At 68.8% G+C, this 15,631-nt stretch carries 15 protein-coding genes; 10 read left to right on the forward strand and 5 right to left on the reverse strand.

The window, feature by feature from the left end:
• The first annotated feature begins 433 nt into the window (after positions 1-433).
• The 3 genes from KLK06_RS34765 to KLK06_RS34775 all read left to right on the forward strand — a co-directional run bounded on the left by KLK06_RS34765 (position 434) and on the right by KLK06_RS34775 (position 2,077).
• Positions 434-1,303, forward strand: a complete 870-nt coding sequence (locus KLK06_RS34765) for an acyl-CoA thioesterase II (RefSeq protein WP_214639815.1) — start codon at positions 434-436, stop codon at positions 1,301-1,303.
• 113 nt (positions 1,304-1,416) lie between these two features.
• Positions 1,417-1,680 (forward strand): hypothetical protein, encoded by a 264-nt coding sequence (locus KLK06_RS34770; protein ID WP_214639816.1) that lies wholly within the window; start codon positions 1,417-1,419, stop codon positions 1,678-1,680.
• A gap of 127 nt (positions 1,681-1,807) precedes the next feature.
• The gene (locus KLK06_RS34775) at positions 1,808-2,077 is read left to right on the forward strand and encodes a WhiB family transcriptional regulator (RefSeq protein ID WP_103964555.1); all 270 of its coding nucleotides are present in this window, start codon (positions 1,808-1,810) and stop codon (positions 2,075-2,077) included.
• Between the two features lie 663 nt (positions 2,078-2,740).
• Here the strand turns inward: KLK06_RS34775 and KLK06_RS34780 are convergent.
• Together KLK06_RS34780 and KLK06_RS34785 are read right to left on the reverse strand one after the other, a co-directional pair.
• Positions 2,741-3,394 carry a response regulator transcription factor gene (locus tag KLK06_RS34780; RefSeq protein WP_214639817.1) on the reverse strand — a complete coding sequence of 218 codons (654 nt, stop codon included), beginning with the start codon at positions 3,392-3,394 and terminating at the stop codon, positions 2,741-2,743.
• Positions 3,358-4,509: a histidine kinase gene (locus KLK06_RS34785; protein WP_214639818.1), complete on the reverse strand. Its 1,152-nt coding sequence runs from the start codon at positions 4,507-4,509 to the stop codon at positions 3,358-3,360. Before KLK06_RS34785 ends, KLK06_RS34780 begins: the two co-directional genes overlap by 37 nt.
• Before the next feature lie 156 nt (positions 4,510-4,665).
• Between KLK06_RS34785 and KLK06_RS34790 the strand changes: the two genes are divergently transcribed.
• From KLK06_RS34790 to KLK06_RS34800, 3 genes are all read left to right on the forward strand, one after another.
• On the forward strand, positions 4,666-5,571 hold the full coding sequence (locus tag KLK06_RS34790; RefSeq protein WP_214639819.1) for an ABC transporter ATP-binding protein: 906 nt from the start codon (positions 4,666-4,668) through the stop codon (positions 5,569-5,571).
• On the forward strand, positions 5,571-7,802 hold the full coding sequence (locus KLK06_RS34795) for an alpha/beta fold hydrolase (RefSeq protein WP_214639820.1): 2,232 nt from the start codon (positions 5,571-5,573) through the stop codon (positions 7,800-7,802). Before KLK06_RS34790 ends, KLK06_RS34795 begins: the two co-directional genes overlap by 1 nt.
• Positions 7,803-8,153: 351 nt before the next feature.
• Positions 8,154-8,504, forward strand: coding sequence for a hypothetical protein (locus tag KLK06_RS34800; protein ID WP_214639821.1), 351 nt, complete (start codon positions 8,154-8,156; stop codon positions 8,502-8,504).
• Here KLK06_RS34800 and KLK06_RS34805 read toward each other — a convergent pair.
• The gene (locus KLK06_RS34805; protein WP_214639822.1) at positions 8,501-9,100 is read right to left on the reverse strand and encodes a hypothetical protein; all 600 of its coding nucleotides are present in this window, start codon (positions 9,098-9,100) and stop codon (positions 8,501-8,503) included. The two genes, KLK06_RS34800 and KLK06_RS34805, sit on opposite strands and share 4 nt — an antisense overlap.
• A 69-nt stretch (positions 9,101-9,169) precedes the next feature.
• Here KLK06_RS34805 and KLK06_RS34810 point away from each other — a divergent pair, with 69 nt between their 5' ends.
• On the forward strand, positions 9,170-9,808 hold the full coding sequence (locus KLK06_RS34810) for a TetR/AcrR family transcriptional regulator (RefSeq protein WP_214639823.1): 639 nt from the start codon (positions 9,170-9,172) through the stop codon (positions 9,806-9,808).
• A 62-nt stretch (positions 9,809-9,870) separates the two neighbouring features.
• On the opposite strand, the gene KLK06_RS34815 is transcribed toward KLK06_RS34810, so the two are convergent.
• Positions 9,871-10,545 (reverse strand): GntR family transcriptional regulator, encoded by a 675-nt coding sequence (locus KLK06_RS34815; protein WP_214639824.1) that lies wholly within the window; start codon positions 10,543-10,545, stop codon positions 9,871-9,873.
• Positions 10,546-10,827: 282 nt separating this feature from the next.
• Between KLK06_RS34815 and KLK06_RS34820 the strand changes: the two genes are divergently transcribed.
• From KLK06_RS34820 to KLK06_RS34830, 3 genes are read left to right on the forward strand one after another with little or no spacing between them, the layout of a single operon-like run.
• Positions 10,828-12,171, forward strand: a complete 1,344-nt coding sequence (locus tag KLK06_RS34820) for an MFS transporter (RefSeq protein WP_214639825.1) — start codon at positions 10,828-10,830, stop codon at positions 12,169-12,171.
• A 3-nt stretch (positions 12,172-12,174) separates the two neighbouring features.
• A complete protein-coding gene (locus tag KLK06_RS34825; protein ID WP_214639826.1) occupies positions 12,175-13,077 on the forward strand; it encodes a dihydrodipicolinate synthase family protein in 903 nt (300 codons plus the stop codon).
• On the forward strand, positions 13,074-14,210 hold the full coding sequence (locus KLK06_RS34830; protein WP_214639827.1) for a mandelate racemase/muconate lactonizing enzyme family protein: 1,137 nt from the start codon (positions 13,074-13,076) through the stop codon (positions 14,208-14,210). The genes KLK06_RS34825 and KLK06_RS34830 overlap by 4 nt, the downstream gene beginning before the upstream one ends.
• 52 nt (positions 14,211-14,262) lie before the next feature.
• On the opposite strand, the gene KLK06_RS34835 is transcribed toward KLK06_RS34830, so the two are convergent.
• Entirely contained in the window at positions 14,263-15,597 is a 1,335-nt protein-coding gene (locus KLK06_RS34835) for an AarF/UbiB family protein (RefSeq protein ID WP_214639898.1), read from the reverse strand.
• Positions 15,598-15,631: the final 34 nt, after the last annotated feature.

Below are 15,631 nucleotides of genomic sequence, written 5' to 3' on the forward strand. Positions count from 1 at the left end.
GAGGCCGACCTGACCAAGGTCGAGACCAACGGGGACGCCTCGGTGTCCGGTGCCCGGCTGCCGGCGACACCTCGGCGTCTGGCGTCCGCCTGCTCGACCCGGCGCCGGTCTCCGCTCTTTCTTGTACGGCAGGCACGGGAGGGCGCCAACCGCAGTCCGTGGCTGAGGGCCTTCCAGGGATACGGTTACCAGCTTCCCCGGCCGGCCGCCGTCACGTCGCGTCGATTGGCCATGTCCGTGGGTTCTCTGCCCGGTCGCTTCGTCCCCTCAGCCGGTTGCCCCTTCGCGTCGGGTGCCGACCCCGGCCCCTAGGGAGATCCGCTGTCCCGGCGTGCCTCACCCCAGGGAGCCGGAGCGGTGGTGGGGTACCGGGTTGGTGGGAGGTTGGGGGGCACGCCAGACTTGGGGCCAATGGTTGTTGTTTGGGGGAATCGTGAACGAGGCGTTGAAGGAGCTGCTCGATCTGCTGGACCTGGAGCAGATCGAGCTCGACATCTTTCGCGGGCGTAGCCCGGAGGAGCGTATCCAGCGTGTCTTCGGTGGTCAGGTGGCCGCGCAGGCGCTCGTCGCCGCCGGGCGTACCGTGCCGTCCGACCGGAACGTGCACTCGCTGCACGCCTACTTCATCCGCCCCGGCGACCCGTCCATCCCGATCGTCTACAACGTCGAGCGGCTGCGTGACGGGCGGTCGTTCACCACGCGCAGGGTCCAGGCGATCCAGCATGGCAAGGCCATTTTCACCATGTCCGCGTCGTTCCACATCTTCGAGGAGGGCGTCGAGCATCAGGCGTCCGTGAAGCCGGCCGTACCCGATCCCGAGACGCTTCCGACCTTTCAGGAACGGATGACGGAGATCGTCGGCGTCAACGCCGAATACAAGGAATGGCTGAGCCGGCCGCGGCCGGTCGACGCGCGTTATGCCTCGCCCCTGACATGGGAGGCGTTCCAGAACCCCGAGCTGCGCAGCGCCGAGACCAACGTATGGTTCCGCTATGACGCGGAGCTCGGCGACGATCCGCTGCTGCACGTGGTGCTGGCCGCCTACGCGTCCGACTTCACGCTGGTCGACACGATCCTGCTCGCGCACGGCATGGCGTGGGGCGCGTCCGATGTCGTGGGGGCCTCGCTGGATCACGCGATGTGGTTCCACCGGCCGTTCAGGGCGGACGACTGGTTGCTCTATGCACATGAGTCACCCTGGTCTGGGGGAGCGAGGGGGCTCGCGCGGGGTGAGATGTTCACTGCGTCCGGTGACCTCGTCGTGTCGGTCGTTCAGGAGGCCATGATCCGTGTGAAAAAGTAACAACATCGCAGGTAGAAAATATGTTGCCGGTTCTCCGGTTCCCGGTTTAGGGTCATGGTCAAGCGAGTCGGACAGGTCCTGTCCGACGATCTCATGAGTGGAGGTGAGTCCCAGTGATCAGCATCAAGATGTCGGCCACGCAGTGGCTCGCCTTCGCATGCCGTGACCTGGTGAGGCTCGTTGATGGGCCGGCCAAGCTACGGCACCAGAAGTCTGCCCGTCGCCAGGAGCCCGCCGCGTTCACGCACGCCCACTATGGCGTGGCCGCCCCGAGCGCTCCCGTCTACGTCGCAGGCAGTGAATTGCCGACCCAGCAGAACACCAAGGGTGGACTGCGCGGTCCGCATCCCTGGAGGGATGTACCGGTCATAACCTGACCGGTAAATAGCCTCCAGGCCGCGGATCCGCAGACAGGATCCGCGGCCTCTTTGTTTGTCCGTGATCCCCCAACCACCCACGAGGTGCCCGACCAAGATCAAAAAGATCGATCAAAAGGAGAACGTGATGGGGGCGAAGACGATCATGGACCTGATCGACGAAGCCAAGATCCCCTGTCGTACCGACCCTGACCTGTGGTTCGCAGAGTCGCCGGAGGACGTGGAGTTCGCGAAGGCGCTCTGCGGCGGCTGCCCGATCCAGAAGGCCTGCTTGGCTCGCGCGCTCGAGCGCGAGGAGCCGTGGGGCGTTTGGGGCGGCGAACTGATCCTCCGGGGGACCGTTGTTCCCCGCAAGCGGCCCCGCGGCCGTCCGCGGAAGCACCCGGTCGCTGCCTAACCCCTGATCCCCCCAACCCCCAACCCCCCAACCGCTACGAGCAGAAAGCAGACAGACAGATGAATCCGTTCTCCGCAGGGAGCCTCAAAGTGCCGTATCTTTCCCATGAACTGGTAAACGACCGAATACAAACGCTCCACCGCGAGGCCGAGGAGCAACGTCTCGCCACGCGAATCCGTCGTGTGCAGCGTGCACGTCGCAGCGTCGAGCGGGCGAATGAGCGCCTCACCCGGGCTCTGAGCCAGGAGGTCTGAGACGGAAGATCCTGCCGCCGGCGCAGGATCTCCCGTTGATTCGCACCGTGTGAGTGACGGTCTGAGTAAGTGAGCGGCCGGGCGCATCCAGCGCCCGGCCGCTTTAGCGTTCGAGACGGAGGCAAGCCGCGACGAGAACGTCCGCCGACCGTGGGGCAATCAGCGGCGAAATGGCCATTCGTACAGGCAATAACCGTACGGCCCGCGGCCCATGGCCCATGGTTCACGGCCTGCGGCTCATTTCACGGCCCACTGCCCACGTCTGAACGGGACGTCCAGCGTTTGCTGTACAGTCCGGCCGCGATCGGATCGACCGCTTCGGTACGCCGGTGACATTTGGGGTCATCGCGTGAGGGCTATTGGCAATGACGTGTGCTTTTGGTGACGTCAACCTCACGAGACAGAACGACTAGCCGGGCTCGGCTTCGAGGTAGGCCAGGACCGCCATCACCCGGCGGTTGTGGTCGTCGGACGGGGGCAGCCCCAGCTTGGCGAAGATGTTGTTGGTGTGTTTGCCGATCGCTTTGTCGGTGACGAACAGGCGGGCCGCGATCGCGGCGTTGGACATGCCCTCGGCCATCATCGCGAGCACTTCGCGCTCTTTCGGGGTCAGCTCGCCGAGCGGCTCGTCCCGCTCCCGGCGGACGAGGAGCTGAGAGATCACCTCAGCGTCCATCGCGGTGCCACCAGCCGCCACCCGGCGCACCGACTCGACGAACTGCTCCACATCGCCGATCCGGTCCTTCAACAGGTAGCCCACCCCGCCGGAGTGGTCGGACAGCAGCTCACGGGCATAGAGCTGCTCGACGTACTGCGAAAGGATCAGAACCGGCAACCCCGGCAGCCTCTTGCGAGCCTCAAGAGCGACCCGCAGCCCCTCGTCCGTCAGCGTCGGCGGCAGCCGTACGTCGATCACCGCCACGTCCGGCTGATGCCGGATCAGCGCGTCGAGCAGCATCGGCGCGTTGTCGACGGCCTCGACCACCTCGAAGCCGTGTGCCGACAGCAAGCGGACCAAGCCGTCTCTCAGGAGTGCGAGATCTTCGGCGATGACAACGCGCACGGTAACTCCATGATGAGTTGGCTTGGGCCGCCGGGGGGACTGGATATGGCGAGTGTTCCGTCGAAGGCTGACAAGCGACGTCGGATGCCATCGAGGCCGGTGCCGGCCGCCGGGTGGGCGCCGCCGCGTCCATCATCGCCCACGGTCAGCCGCAAGACGCCTGCTTGGTGGCACAGCCGTACCCACGCCCTGGTGGCGCGGCTGTGCTTGGTCACGTTGGTCAGGGCTTCGGCGGCCGCGAAGTAAACCGCGGACTCGACGGGGGCTTGCGGGCGGGCAGGCAGGTCGATGTCGATCTGCACCGGGATCGGGCAGAGCAGTGCGGCGGCCTGGATCGCCCCGGCGAGCCCTCGGTCGGCGAGCACCGGCGGGTGGATGCCGCGCACCAGGTCGCGCAGGTCGTTGAGGGCTTGCCCGACGGATTCCCACGCCTCTCCTACCAGCTCGCGGACTTGATCGGGGTCGTTTGTGCTCTTGGCCAGCCCGAGGTTCATCCGTACTGCGATCAGCCTGGCCTGCGCGCCGTCGTGCAGGTCGCGCTCGATCCGGCGTATCTCGGCGGCCTGCGCGTCGATGGCCGCCGCCCTGGACTCGGTCAGCTCCCTGACCCGCCGGGCCAAGGAGGGGGCCGGGCGTAGCAGGAGCTCCGCCAGGCGGGCCTGCAGCGTGTGCAGCAGCGGGATCGCCGCCACCGCGATCGCCAAGAAGGCCAGGATCGCCAGCGAAAGAGTGATCGTCTGCCACCGGCTGTTCTCCAGCGGGCGCAGGTTGAGGATCACGCCGACGAAGGACAGCAACGTTCCGATGGTGATCACGCAGGACGGCCCGACGAGGGCGTGGACGGCCAGCCAGGTCAGGTCGCGCCCGGTCCGGCCGCGCCGGTGCGGTTCGGGGATCTCGTGGCCGAGCGCGCGTGCCGCCCAGGCGCGCTGAAAGCGGGTCAGGGCCCGGACCGGGGTCAGCGCCCGGGTCAGCAGAGGAAAACCGAGGCCGCCCACCGGGATCAGCGCCGCACAGCCTGCCAGCAGGGCGAGCAGCAGCCAGGCCGCCACGCCTGTGGCGGCGTTCAGCAGCAGCCCAGCGGCTGGTTGGAGGAGGTGGCGAAGCCTGGTCACGCCAGCATTCTGCCCGCTCGGCGGCGCGAGGACGGTAGGTCCAGCCCTACCACGGCGGGGGCGAAATCCCACCTTCGAGGGTGGGCGCAGACCGATGGAGGAATGCGAACCACACCTCGAAGCTGGATGCCGGCACCCGACGACGAGGGGGATCTCATGATCGAAGTAACTGGCCTGACAATGCGGTACGGCGAAGCGCTCGCAGTCGATGACCTGACCTTCGTGGTGAAACCGGGCTTGGTGACCGGTTTCCTCGGCGTCAACGGCGCGGGCAAGTCCACCACGATGCGGGTGATCCTCGGGCTGGAGGCGCCCGACAGCGGGACCGCCCTCGTAGGCGGCCGGCCGTATGGCTCGTTGAAGGAGCCGATGCGGGAGGTGGGCGCGTTGCTGGATGCGGGCGCGGTGCACGGCGGGCGGACCGCCGCCGCGCATCTGTGGTGTCTGGCCCGCAGTAACGGCATCGGTCGCGGGCGGGTGGGCGAGGTGCTGGAGCAGGTGGGGCTGGCCGAGGTCGCCGGACGGCGGATCGCCGGGTTCTCGCTGGGCATGCGCCAGCGGCTCGGCGTCGCCGCCGCGCTGCTGGGCGATCCCGGGGTGCTGATGTTCGACGAGCCGGTCAACGGGCTGGATCCCGAGGGCATCCGCTGGATCCGCGAGCTGATGCGCCTGCTGGCGGGCGAGGGCCGCACCGTCCTGGTCTCCAGCCACCTGATGGGCGAGATGGCGCTCACCGCCGACCACGTCGTGGTCATCGGACGCGGCCGGTTGATCGCCGACACCACCATGTCCGAGATGCTCGAACGGTTCCAGCGCGGCGTGCTGGTCCGCGCGGCCGCCCAGCGGACGCTGGCCGACGTCCTGCGGGTGGACGGCGCGAGCGTGTGCGAGGAGGACGGTGGGCTGTCGGTGAGCGGCCTTTCCGCCACGCGGATCGGCGAGCTGGCCCTGTCGCGTGGGATCGCGCTGAGCGAGCTGACCCCGCGCAGCGCCTCGCTGGAGGAGGCGTTCATGGAGCTGACCGAGGAAAGCGTCGAGTTCGGCGCGGGGAGGGCCGCCTGATGATCGACGCCATCGTCTCCGAGTGGCTGAAGTTGCGCTCGCTGAGATCCAATCTGTACCTCCTGGCCTTTTCGGTGCTGGCCGTGCTGCTCTGCGCCGGGCTGGCGTTCATGGTCTCCCGCAGCTTCGACAATCAGGCAGGCGACGAGAGGCTGGTCTTCACCAGCATCGGCGCGGGGCTGGGCGCCGGGCTGCCGGTCGCCTACTTCGTGATGGCCGCGCTCGGCGCCCTGTCGATCACCTCCGAGCATGCCACCGGCCTGATCCGCACGAGCCTGGTGGCTGTGCCGAGGCGGCAGCTGTTCCTGTTCGCCAAGATCCCGGCGCTGGCGGCCGTCACGCTGGTCGCGGGCGAGGTGCTGGTGTTCGCCATGCACGTGGCCGCGCAGGCCGTGCTGGGAGATCGTGCGGGGCAGGTCCTGCTCGACGGCCGGACGCTGGGCGTCTCCCTCACGGATCCGGGAGTGGCGGCCGAGCTGCTGGTCGCCGGGGCGGTCATGCCGCTGGTCGCCATGGTCGGGCTTGGCCTGGGGGCGGTGATCCGCTCCACGGCGGGTTCGCTGGTCGCGCTGATCATGGTCCTGTTCGTGCTGCCGGTGGTGGCGCAGACGCTGCCATCGCCGTGGAGATCGCGGATCGGCTCCTTCATGGTGGAGAACCTGCCGAATCAGATCGTGGCCGGGGACGGACCGGGCATCCTCCCTCCTCTCGCGGCCCTCGCCCTGCTGCTCGCCTACCCGGTCGTGGCGCTCACCGCGGGAGCGGTGGCGATCGCCGTCCGAGGGCGCGGAATCCGGCCGCTGGTCGTGGGCGGGCTGCTGGCCGCCTTGCTGGCCGCGGTGACGGCGATTCCGTCCAGCGCCGCGGCGTCCGCGCTGTCGTGGAAAGCGTGCGGCGGCGACCTGGAGTGCGCCTCGGTCCAGGTGCCCGTGAACTGGTCGAAACCGTCGGGCCGGAAGATCTCCATCCGGATCGCCCGCCTGCCGGCCACCGGGACGCATCGCAGGATCGGCGCGGTGTTCACCGTCCCAGGCGGGCCCGGCGGTTCGGGCATCGACGATCTGAAGAAGTCCGGCGGCAACTTCACCCAGTTGCGACAGCAATTCGACGTGATCACCCTTGAGCCTCGCAATACCACCGACCTGGGCGTCATCCCGTTCGACTGCTTCGCCACCGGTGCCTGGATCACCGTGCCCGACAATCGTCCCGAATACGACAGGCTTGCCGCGAAGAACCGGCAATACGCTGAGCAGTGCCGCAAGGCCGACCCTGAATACTTCGACAACCTCGACTCGGGCTCCGTCGCCAGAGACATCGAGGCGATCCGGGTGGCGCTGGGCGAAGAAAAGCTGAGCTTCCTGGCCACCTCCTACGGCGGGGTTGTCGCCACGACCTATGCCCGGCTGTTCCCCGGCGCCGTCCGCGCGGTCTACGTCGACGGCGGCGTCGACCACCTCGCCGACCATGCCACGGACCTGCGGATGAGGTACGCGGCGATCGAGGGCCAGTTCACCCGGCTCAGCGCCTGGTGCGCGTCCAGCGATGCCTGCGCTCTGCGGGGGCGTGACGTAGGCGCCGTCTGGCGTGACCTCACCGCGGCCGCGGACCGTTCGCCTGTTCCGGTGAAGGAGACACAGGTCGCCTACAGCGGGTTCGACTTCAAGGTCGCCGCCGCTCCCGATGTGATCAGCCCCGGCCCCGCGCCCGACTTCCCCAACTGGCAACGGTTCGCCAGGGTCGTCGACCAAGCCGTGAAGGGAGACGCCTCGGGCTTCGCCGACTACGTTGAGCAGGCCACGAAGAGCAAGAAGGTTCCCTCGTTCAGGGGCATGGACGCGACTCACTGCACGGATGGGCTGGGCTTCGCCAGTTACGAGGAGTTCCAGCAGGTGAAGGCGCTCGATCAGCAGCTCTCACCGAACTTCGCCGGAAACGAGCTCTGGCATCCGCTCGGCTGCGTGGGCTGGCCGGCCCCGGTCACCAATCCCGCCAAGCCGCTGCCCGCCGACCGACTACCGCCATTCCTCGGGGCCGGCACCTGGACCGACCACGCGGACGTCGCCGACACCGTGAGCCGAGTGCCCGGCTCGTCCACGGTCCGTTACAACGGATCTGGACACGGCCTCTACCTCACCGGCAACCAGTGCACCATCTCCTACGCCAACCGGTACCTCACGTTCCTCCGCCTTCCGGCAAAGGGGACCGTCTGCGAGCCACCGACCATCAAGTGACTGGTTTCAGACGGTTTTGTGGTGACACGGGAGCCTAATCGATCTCCGGCCTGCTGGAGGGCCGGGCCGGCGCGTTCCTACGGGCCGACTGGCGTCAGCTAGGAGAGCAAGCGCCGCTCCCGCTCGGGACCGTAGAACTGTTTCACGACGCTCCAACGGGGATGTGCGAGCGACGCTTGGGGGTTGCGGTGTTCGCTCGGCAGGCGCAGGCGCAGGCGCAGGCGCAGGCGCAGGCGCAGGCGCGGCTGCGGGGCCGGGTCTGCGGGGCCGGGTCTGCGGGGTCTGCGGGGCGGGGTTGCGGGGCCGGGTTAACGGGTGCGGGTCTACGGGGGCCGGGCGGATGGGGCGCAGGTGGTGGAACTGCTGGCGGCGTGCGTGATCGGGGCGATCCTGGTCTTCGACGAAGGTTCGGTACGGCCGTGTGACCTCGCGCCTGGCGGATTGACGTGGTCGGAGCGGCGGCCGATCAATCGTCGGGGCCTGTGGCGTGGTTTGGTGCGTTCCGGTGGTGTGGTCGCGTATTTCGTGGCGGTTGTGCACTGCTGGCGGTGGCTGATCAACTGTCGGGGCCCGTGGCGCGGTTCGGTGCGTCCTGACACGTGGCCGCGTTTTCCGCAACGGTCGTGCACCGCGAAGCTCCCGAGGTGCCCGAACGGCGCCTCGGGAATCGCGTCGACAGTGACGTCGGTGCTGGTGAGCTAAGCGGTCACTTGTCGTCGGGTGGGAAGGGGTGCGGCTTTCTCCTGGGCCGACCAGAGGCGGGCCGACATCCAGGCGATCCCAGCCGCCGCCAGCGCCAGGCCGATCAGGTAGACGGGGAGCGGGACCATGTTCCGCAGTGCGCCGGGGATCATGCCGACTGCGTAGAAGATGACCCCAAGGGGTGGCAGGGTGCCCGTGCGCAGGGCCGCCGCGCTGAAGGTTACAACCCCGGCCAGTAACACGACCGAAGTAATGAGGAACGCCCGCCCGGTGCCTCCGGCCAGCAGTTCGGTTACCTTGGCGCCGTCCAGGAGCGGGAAGACGTAGTGCAGGGTGTACTCGATTGCGTAGGCCCCGGCCAGCCCGGCGGCGTTGAGCAGGTAGCCGATCAGGCCGAGGGTGCCGGACGTACCGCGAATGAGCAGGTAGAGGCCGGTGATCGCGAGTAGGCCGGTCAGTGCCGCGAAGGGGGCTATGGCGTGGGTGAGGGTGGTTTCCGGCAGCAGGCCCGCGCGGCGGAAGACGTTGATCACCAGCAGCACCGCGGAGGCGAAGCCGGCCGTGGCGGTGGCCCGGTAGAGAGCCGATGAACGCATGTCGGAGTCCCTTTCTCGGAGGGGATAACGCTCGTTATCATGCGCGTTATGAGCCAATAGGGTGAGAGGGTGCCGAGAGATGTAAGCACCTCGAAAGAAGTTGGCGAGCTGCGCGGAGACCTGCTGGAGGCAGCCGTTCGCGTTCTCCGTGAGCAAGGGGCGCCGCACCTCACGCTCCGGCGCGTCGCCGAGGAGGCGCGGACGTCCACGATGGGCATCTACACGTGCTTCGGCGGTCGGGCGGGGCTGCTGGAGGCGGTCTATCGGTACGGGTTCGACGTGCTGCGAGAGATGCTGCTGGGCTCGCTTCACGGTCATGCGGAGCCGCGTGATCGGATCATGGCGGTGGCCTATGGATACCGGGAGTTCGCGCTGGCCGATCCGGCGCTCTACGCGTTGATGTTCGAGCGGCCGCTGCCCGACTTCGATCCCTCGCCCGAGCTGCGGCAGGACGCGCTCGGGCGGACGTTCAGCCTGCTGACGGAGGCCATCGGGGCGACGGGATCGGAAGATCCCACGCGGATGGCCTATCTGGTGTGGACCACGATCCACGGCCTCGTCAGCATCGAGCTCACCTGCTCGGGGCGCAGCCCGCTACCCGGCTGGTTCTTGGACTCACGGGAGGAGGGTGGCCGCGTGCTCGCCGACGGGGTGAGCGCCCTGCTCAGAGGCCTGCGCCAACCGGGCGAGCCCGCCGGTTCCGGCTAGCTCTCCAGGCGGCTGGCGGTTCGGTCGGTCTAGCTGTCCGGGCGGCTGGCGGTTCGGTCGGTCTAGCTCTCCAGGCCGCCGGCGGCTTTTACTCGGTCGACGAAGCAGCTCATGTGGTCGCGCAGCAGGGCGGCGGCCTCGGGGGCGGAGCCGGATTGGGCGGCCTGGAGGATCTGGCGGTGTTCTTCGGCCTCCGATTCCCAGGTCGGTACCCGGACCCAGGCCGCCGCGGAGATCAGGGCGGTCTGGTCGCGGAGGGCGTCCAGGGTGCTGACGAGCAGGGGGTTGCCGCAGCCCGCGTACAACGCGCGGTGGAAATCGCGGTTGGCCAGGCTGCGATCGGCCCGGTCGGCGGCCTCGTCGGCGCGGCGCAGCGCCTCGGCGGCGGGGGTGAGATCGGTTCCGCGCTGGACCGTGCGGGACAGCGCCTCCGGCTCCAGCAGGAGGCGCAGGTCGTAGACCGATTCCATCAGGGCGGTGTCGACCTGGCGCACCGACGCGCCCTTGTACTCGCTCATGGTGACCAGCCCGGCGCCCGCGAGGGTCTTGAGCGCCTCGCGCACGGGGGTTTTGGACACGCCGAGCTGCTGGGCCAGCTCGGTCTCGACCAGAGCCTGGCCGGGCTGGAGCGCGCCGGTCAGTATCGCGTGCTTGATCACCTCCAGGGCGACCGTGCCCCGCGAGGACATGGATCTGGCCTGTCCGACGAAGATCGGAGATGCGACGACCTCACTCATAACGCCAAAGATATCTTACATCGCATCTCGTATATGACCGGAATCTAGGTTACAGTCGCGTGAATTAGGACTTCAGGGACTTCCCCGTACCGAGAAGGGAGATCGTGACGGGGTCGTCCGGTGTGGCCCGAGGACACGGACCACACCGGCACAACGGCTCCGCTTCCTTGAACACACACCGGACCGCACGGACCCCGGGAACGCCGTTGGCGCGGCGTGGCCGGGAACGCATTCCGGCCGGTCCGGCGTGGCCACTGCACTGACCTGCAGCATGGAGCTTGAATGCAGTCTAACTCCGCCATGCCCGCCCCGACCGTCCCCGCGACAGCGCGGCCCGCACGGTCTCGACTTCGCTGGACCATCGTCGCGCTCTCGGGCGCCGGTCTCGCGATCGCCTACCTCGACCGGTCCAGCCTCAGCGTCGCCAGCACGTACATGCAGCGAGACCTGGGCTTCGACCAGACCATGAAAGGGATCCTGCTCTCCTCGTTCTTCTGGACGTACGCGATCTTCCAGCTGCCCTCCGGCTGGCTGCTCGACCGTTTCGGCCCGCGGGTGATCTATCCGATCGCCGTCGTGTGGTGGTCGCTGTGGACGGCCGCCACCGCCCTGGCCCACGGGTTCGGCACGCTGATCATCTGCCGGCTCGGCCTCGGCATGGGCGAGGCCCCGGTGCAACCCTCCAACATCAAGGTGGTCTCCGCCTGGTTCCCGCGCAGGGAACGCGCGCTGGCCTCCAGCCTGTTCGACACCGGGCAACAGGTCGGCGTCGCCCTGTCCGTCCCGGTGGTCACGGGGCTCATCGCCGCCTTCGGATGGCGCGCGGCCTTCGTCGTGATCGGGTTGACCGGCATGGTGTGGGTCATCGGCTGGCTGATGATCTACCGCTCGCCGCAGGAACATCCGAAGATCTCCCAGGCGGAGCTCGACTACATCGAGGGCGGCGACGCGGCCGTGCCCGAGACCGGCCCGCCGATGCGCTGGCTGTCCCTGCTGCGTTACCCCACGGTGTGGGGGCTGGTGTTCGGCTACATCTGCCGCTCGGCCACCGGCGCGTTCTTCCTCACCTGGTATCCGAGCTACCTGGTGGAGGATCGGGGCTTCACCATCCTCCAGCTCGGGGTGTTCGGCTCCATCCCGGCCGTGCTCGGGATAGGCGCCACGATCGCGGGCGGCGCCTTCTCCGACTGGCTGGTACGGCGCGGCGTCCCCATCGCCCGGGCCCGCAAGATCCCGATCATCAGCGGAATGCTGCTCGCGTCCACGATCGCGCTGACGACGTTCGTCCCCGGAAACGTGGCCGTCATGGTCCTGCTGTCCGTCAGCAACTGCGCCCATTCCTTCGCCGGCGCGGCCATCCTCAGCCTGCCGGCCGAGGTGGCCCCGTCATCCTCGGTGGTCGGCTCGGTCGCCGGCTTCCAGAACTTCGGCTCGCAGATCGGCAACATCATCAGCCCGATCCTCATCGGCGTCTTCCTGACGTTCAGCGGCAACTCCTACACCGGGCCGATGCTCTTCGCGGGCGCGATGGCGATCCTGGGCACGCTGATCTACGGGTTCGTCGTGAAGATCCGGCCGCTCAACGAGGGTGTGGTTCCGGTTGGGCCAGCAGAGAGCAGGGGTTGATCGATGCTTGACCTGACCGAGAAGCTGGCCGACGTCGTGGCCGTCACCGTGACGCCGTTCGACGCGGACGGCGCCGTCGACCTCGACACGAACGCCAAACTGATACGGAGGATCGTCGAGGCGGGCGTCAACGTGGTCACGCCCAACGGCAACACCGGCGAGTTCTACGCCCTCACCCCGGACGAGCGCCGCCGGGTGCTGGAGTCCACCGTGGCCGCCGTCGGGGAGGACGCCGCCGTGCTCGCCGGGGTCGGCCTCGACGTCGGGAGTGCCATCGAGGCCGCGCGGCACGCCCGCGACCACGGCGTGCGCATGGTGATGGTGCACCAGCCCGTCCACCCGTACCTGTCGGCGGAAGGCTGGGTGGACTACCACCGCGAGATCGCGAACGCGCTCCCCGACATGGGCGTCGTCCCCTACATCCGCAGCCCGCGCGTCGCCGGGGCGCAGGTGGCGCGCCTCGGCGAGGCGTGTCCGAACGTGATCGGCGTCAAGTACGCCGTCCCCGACCCGGTGCGCTTCGCCTCGGTCGCGCGTGATGGTGGACTGGACCGGTTCGCCTGGTTGTGCGGGCTGGCCGAGCCGTACACACCGGCGTACTGGGCGGTCGGCGCGCGCGGCTTCACCTCCGGCCTGGTCACCGCGGCACCGGAGCTGACGCTGCGGATGCGCGACGCGCTGCGCGCGGGCGATTTCCCGGCCGCGATGGAGGTATGGGACCTGATCAGGCGGTTCGAGGAACTGCGCGGCGCGAACGCCTCGGCCGACAACGTGTCGGTCGTCAAGGAGGCGCTGGCGCAGCTCGGCCTGTGCCGCCGCGATGTGCGCCCGCCGAGCCGCCTGCTGCCGCCCGACGTACGGGAGGAAGTGGCCTCGGTGCTGGCGACTTGGGGAGGGCAGAAATGAAGATCACCGCATTGAAGACCTACATGCAGCGGGTCGGAGAGCGCCCGCGCCTGCTTGTGAAGATCGATACCGACGAGGGGGTGTCCGGCTGGGGCGAGGCGTACAACCACGGCCCCGACCACGCGCTGATCCCGGTGCTGGAGTACATGTTCCAGCAGATCGAGGGCGTCGATCCGCGGCGGGTCGAGTACGTGGTGCGCAGGCTGATCCAGGAGGCCCGGTTCCCGCCGGGCGCGATCGGGCTGGCCGCGATCGCGGCCATCGACCAGGCGTTGTGGGACATCTCCGGCAAGGCCGCTGGGCTGCCGGTGTATATGCTGCTCGGCGGGCAGGTACGCGACCGCGTCCCGGTCTACTGCGGCGTCTACACCGCCCCCGACCCGCCGGCCTGCCGTGACCTGACCCAATCGCTGAACGAGCGGTACGGCTTCACCGCCTTCAAACTCAGCCCGTACCGCCGCGACCTGTACGCCGGGCGCTGGGGCAACGTCTGCCGGGAGGCGGCGGACTACTTCGCCGAGATCCGCTCGACCAGTCCGCCCGAGTGGGAGTTCGCCTTCGAGGGGCACGCCCGGATCTTCGAGCCGCGCCAGGCGATCCAGCTCGGGAACGCGCTGGCCCCCTACGACCCGCTGTGGTTCGAGGAGCCCATCCGGCCGGAGTACATCCCCGCCTGGGGTCACTTGCGCTCCCAGCTCGACGTGCCGCTGGCCACCGGCGAGTCGCTGTTCCTGCCGCAGGACTTCCTCGCCCTGCTGACGGCGGGCGGCGCCGACATCGTCCAGCCGGACATCTGCGTGGTCGGCGGCCTCGCGCAGATGCGCAGGATCGCGGCCATCGCCGAGGCGCATTTCGTGAGCGTGGCCCCGCACAACCCGATGGGCCCGCTGGCGACCGCGGTGAACGTGCACTTCGCCGCCACGCATCACGGGCTCAAGATGCTGGAGTACAAACCCGACGAGACGACCTGGTGCCCGGACCCGTACCTGCCCGTGGACGGGTACCTGGAACTGCGCCCGGATCGGCCCGGCTGGGGAGTGGAGATCGACGAGTCAGCGCTGAAGGCGGATGACTACGTCCATTGGGGGCGCGTCCTGCCCATCCGCCCCGACGGCTCGACCGGCTACGTGTGACCGGCAGCCCGCCGTCGTGGAAGTGGATCACGACGGCGGGCCCGCGCCCAGCTCAGCTGACCGGCAGAGCCTCGTCCTCGGGGTCGTCGGCGAAGCCCGGAACCCAGCGGATCGCCTCGTCGCGAAAGCGGGCCGTGGTGCCCAGCTGGCAGAGGACGCCGACCCCCGCCGCATGGACGCGGTGGATGAGCACGTATGAGACCGGCAGGTTGAGCTGGCGGACCACGTTCGTGGGGCGGAGGTCGGTGACGCTGGCCGCCTGGGCCTGGAACCATTCGCGGCTGAAGGTGAACTCCTCGACCGCCGTCGGCTCGACGTAGGGGGAGAGGAACGAGCGCAGGGCGTCGCCGTCCACCTCGATGTCGGGGCGGATGAAGCCCTCGGCGCGCAGGCCCGCGACCACGCTGTCCATGTCGCCCTGGTTGAAGATGCGGGTCAGCTGGCCGAAGGACCTGGGATAGCCGTCAGGCAGGCGGTTGACGGCGCCGAAGTCGAGGACGCCCAGCTTGCCGTTGTCGAGCATGCGGAAGTTGCCGGGGTGCGGGTCGGCGTGGAGCATGCCGACCCGGGCCGGTGAGCAGAACAGGAAGCGGACGAAGAGCAGGCCCGCGTGGTCGCGCTGCTCCTTGGTGCCGTCGGTGATGACGCGGGACAGGGGAGTGCCGTCCATCCATTCCGTGACCAGCACCATCTCGTTGGCGGCGACCACGTCGGGGACGTGGAAGTCGGGGTCGTCCTTGAAACCGAGCGCGAAGGCGTGCTGGGCCTCGGCCTCGCGCAGGTAGTCGAGCTCCTCGGCGATGCGCTCACGGAGCTCGGCCAGCACCGCCTTGATGTCGAGGCCGGGCAGCACCACACCGAAGAGCTTGCCCAGCCGCGCCAACTGGGTGAAGTCACCGAGCAGGGCCTTGCCCGCACCCGGGTATTGGATCTTCACCGCCACGTCGCGGCCGTCGTGCCAGACCGCTCTGTGCACCTGTCCGATCGAGGCGGCGGCGGTCGGCCGGTCGTCGAACGACTCGAAGTAGTCTCGCCAGCCGTCACCGAGCTGCTCGGTGAGCACCTTGTGGACCGTGGCGACCGGCAGCGGCGGGGCTGATTCCTGCAGCTTGGTGAGCGTGGCGCGATAGGGCCCGACGATCTCCTGAGGCAGGGCCGCCTCGAAGATGGACAGCGCCTGCCCGACCTTCATCGCGCCGCCCTTGAGCTCCCCGAGGACCTTGAAGATCTGCTCGGCGGTGCGCTGCTGGATCTCCTGGGCGACGATCTCGGCGGGCTTGCCGCCGATCCGCTTGCCGAGCCCCAGGGCGGCACGGCCGGCGAAGCCGAGTGGAAGGGTGGCAAGCTTGGCGGAACGCGTAACGGCGCGGCGCGGCAGATCGCTCACACTGATGCGCGGCATCCTGGCTGAGACACCGCTT

The sequence above is a fragment of the Nonomuraea sp. NEAU-A123 genome, assembly GCF_018603905.1.
Lineage (GTDB): Bacteria > Actinomycetota > Actinomycetes > Streptosporangiales > Streptosporangiaceae > Nonomuraea.

Excerpts from the sequence above, each read along its gene's own strand:
- KLK06_RS34775 (WP_103964555.1), top strand. The coding sequence starts at position 1,808 with ATGGGGGCGAAGACGATCATGGACCTGATCGACGAAGCCAAGATCCCC.
- KLK06_RS34790 (WP_214639819.1), top strand. The coding sequence starts at position 4,666 with ATGATCGAAGTAACTGGCCTGACAATGCGGTACGGCGAAGCGCTCGCA.
- KLK06_RS34795 (WP_214639820.1), top strand. The coding sequence starts at position 5,571 with ATGATCGACGCCATCGTCTCCGAGTGGCTGAAGTTGCGCTCGCTGAGA.
- KLK06_RS34805 (WP_214639822.1), bottom strand. The coding sequence starts at position 9,100 with ATGCGTTCATCGGCTCTCTACCGGGCCACCGCCACGGCCGGCTTCGCC.
- KLK06_RS34815 (WP_214639824.1), bottom strand. The coding sequence starts at position 10,545 with ATGAGTGAGGTCGTCGCATCTCCGATCTTCGTCGGACAGGCCAGATCC.
- KLK06_RS34820 (WP_214639825.1), top strand. The coding sequence starts at position 10,828 with ATGCAGTCTAACTCCGCCATGCCCGCCCCGACCGTCCCCGCGACAGCG.
- KLK06_RS34825 (WP_214639826.1), top strand. The coding sequence starts at position 12,175 with ATGCTTGACCTGACCGAGAAGCTGGCCGACGTCGTGGCCGTCACCGTG.
- KLK06_RS34830 (WP_214639827.1), top strand. The coding sequence starts at position 13,074 with ATGAAGATCACCGCATTGAAGACCTACATGCAGCGGGTCGGAGAGCGC.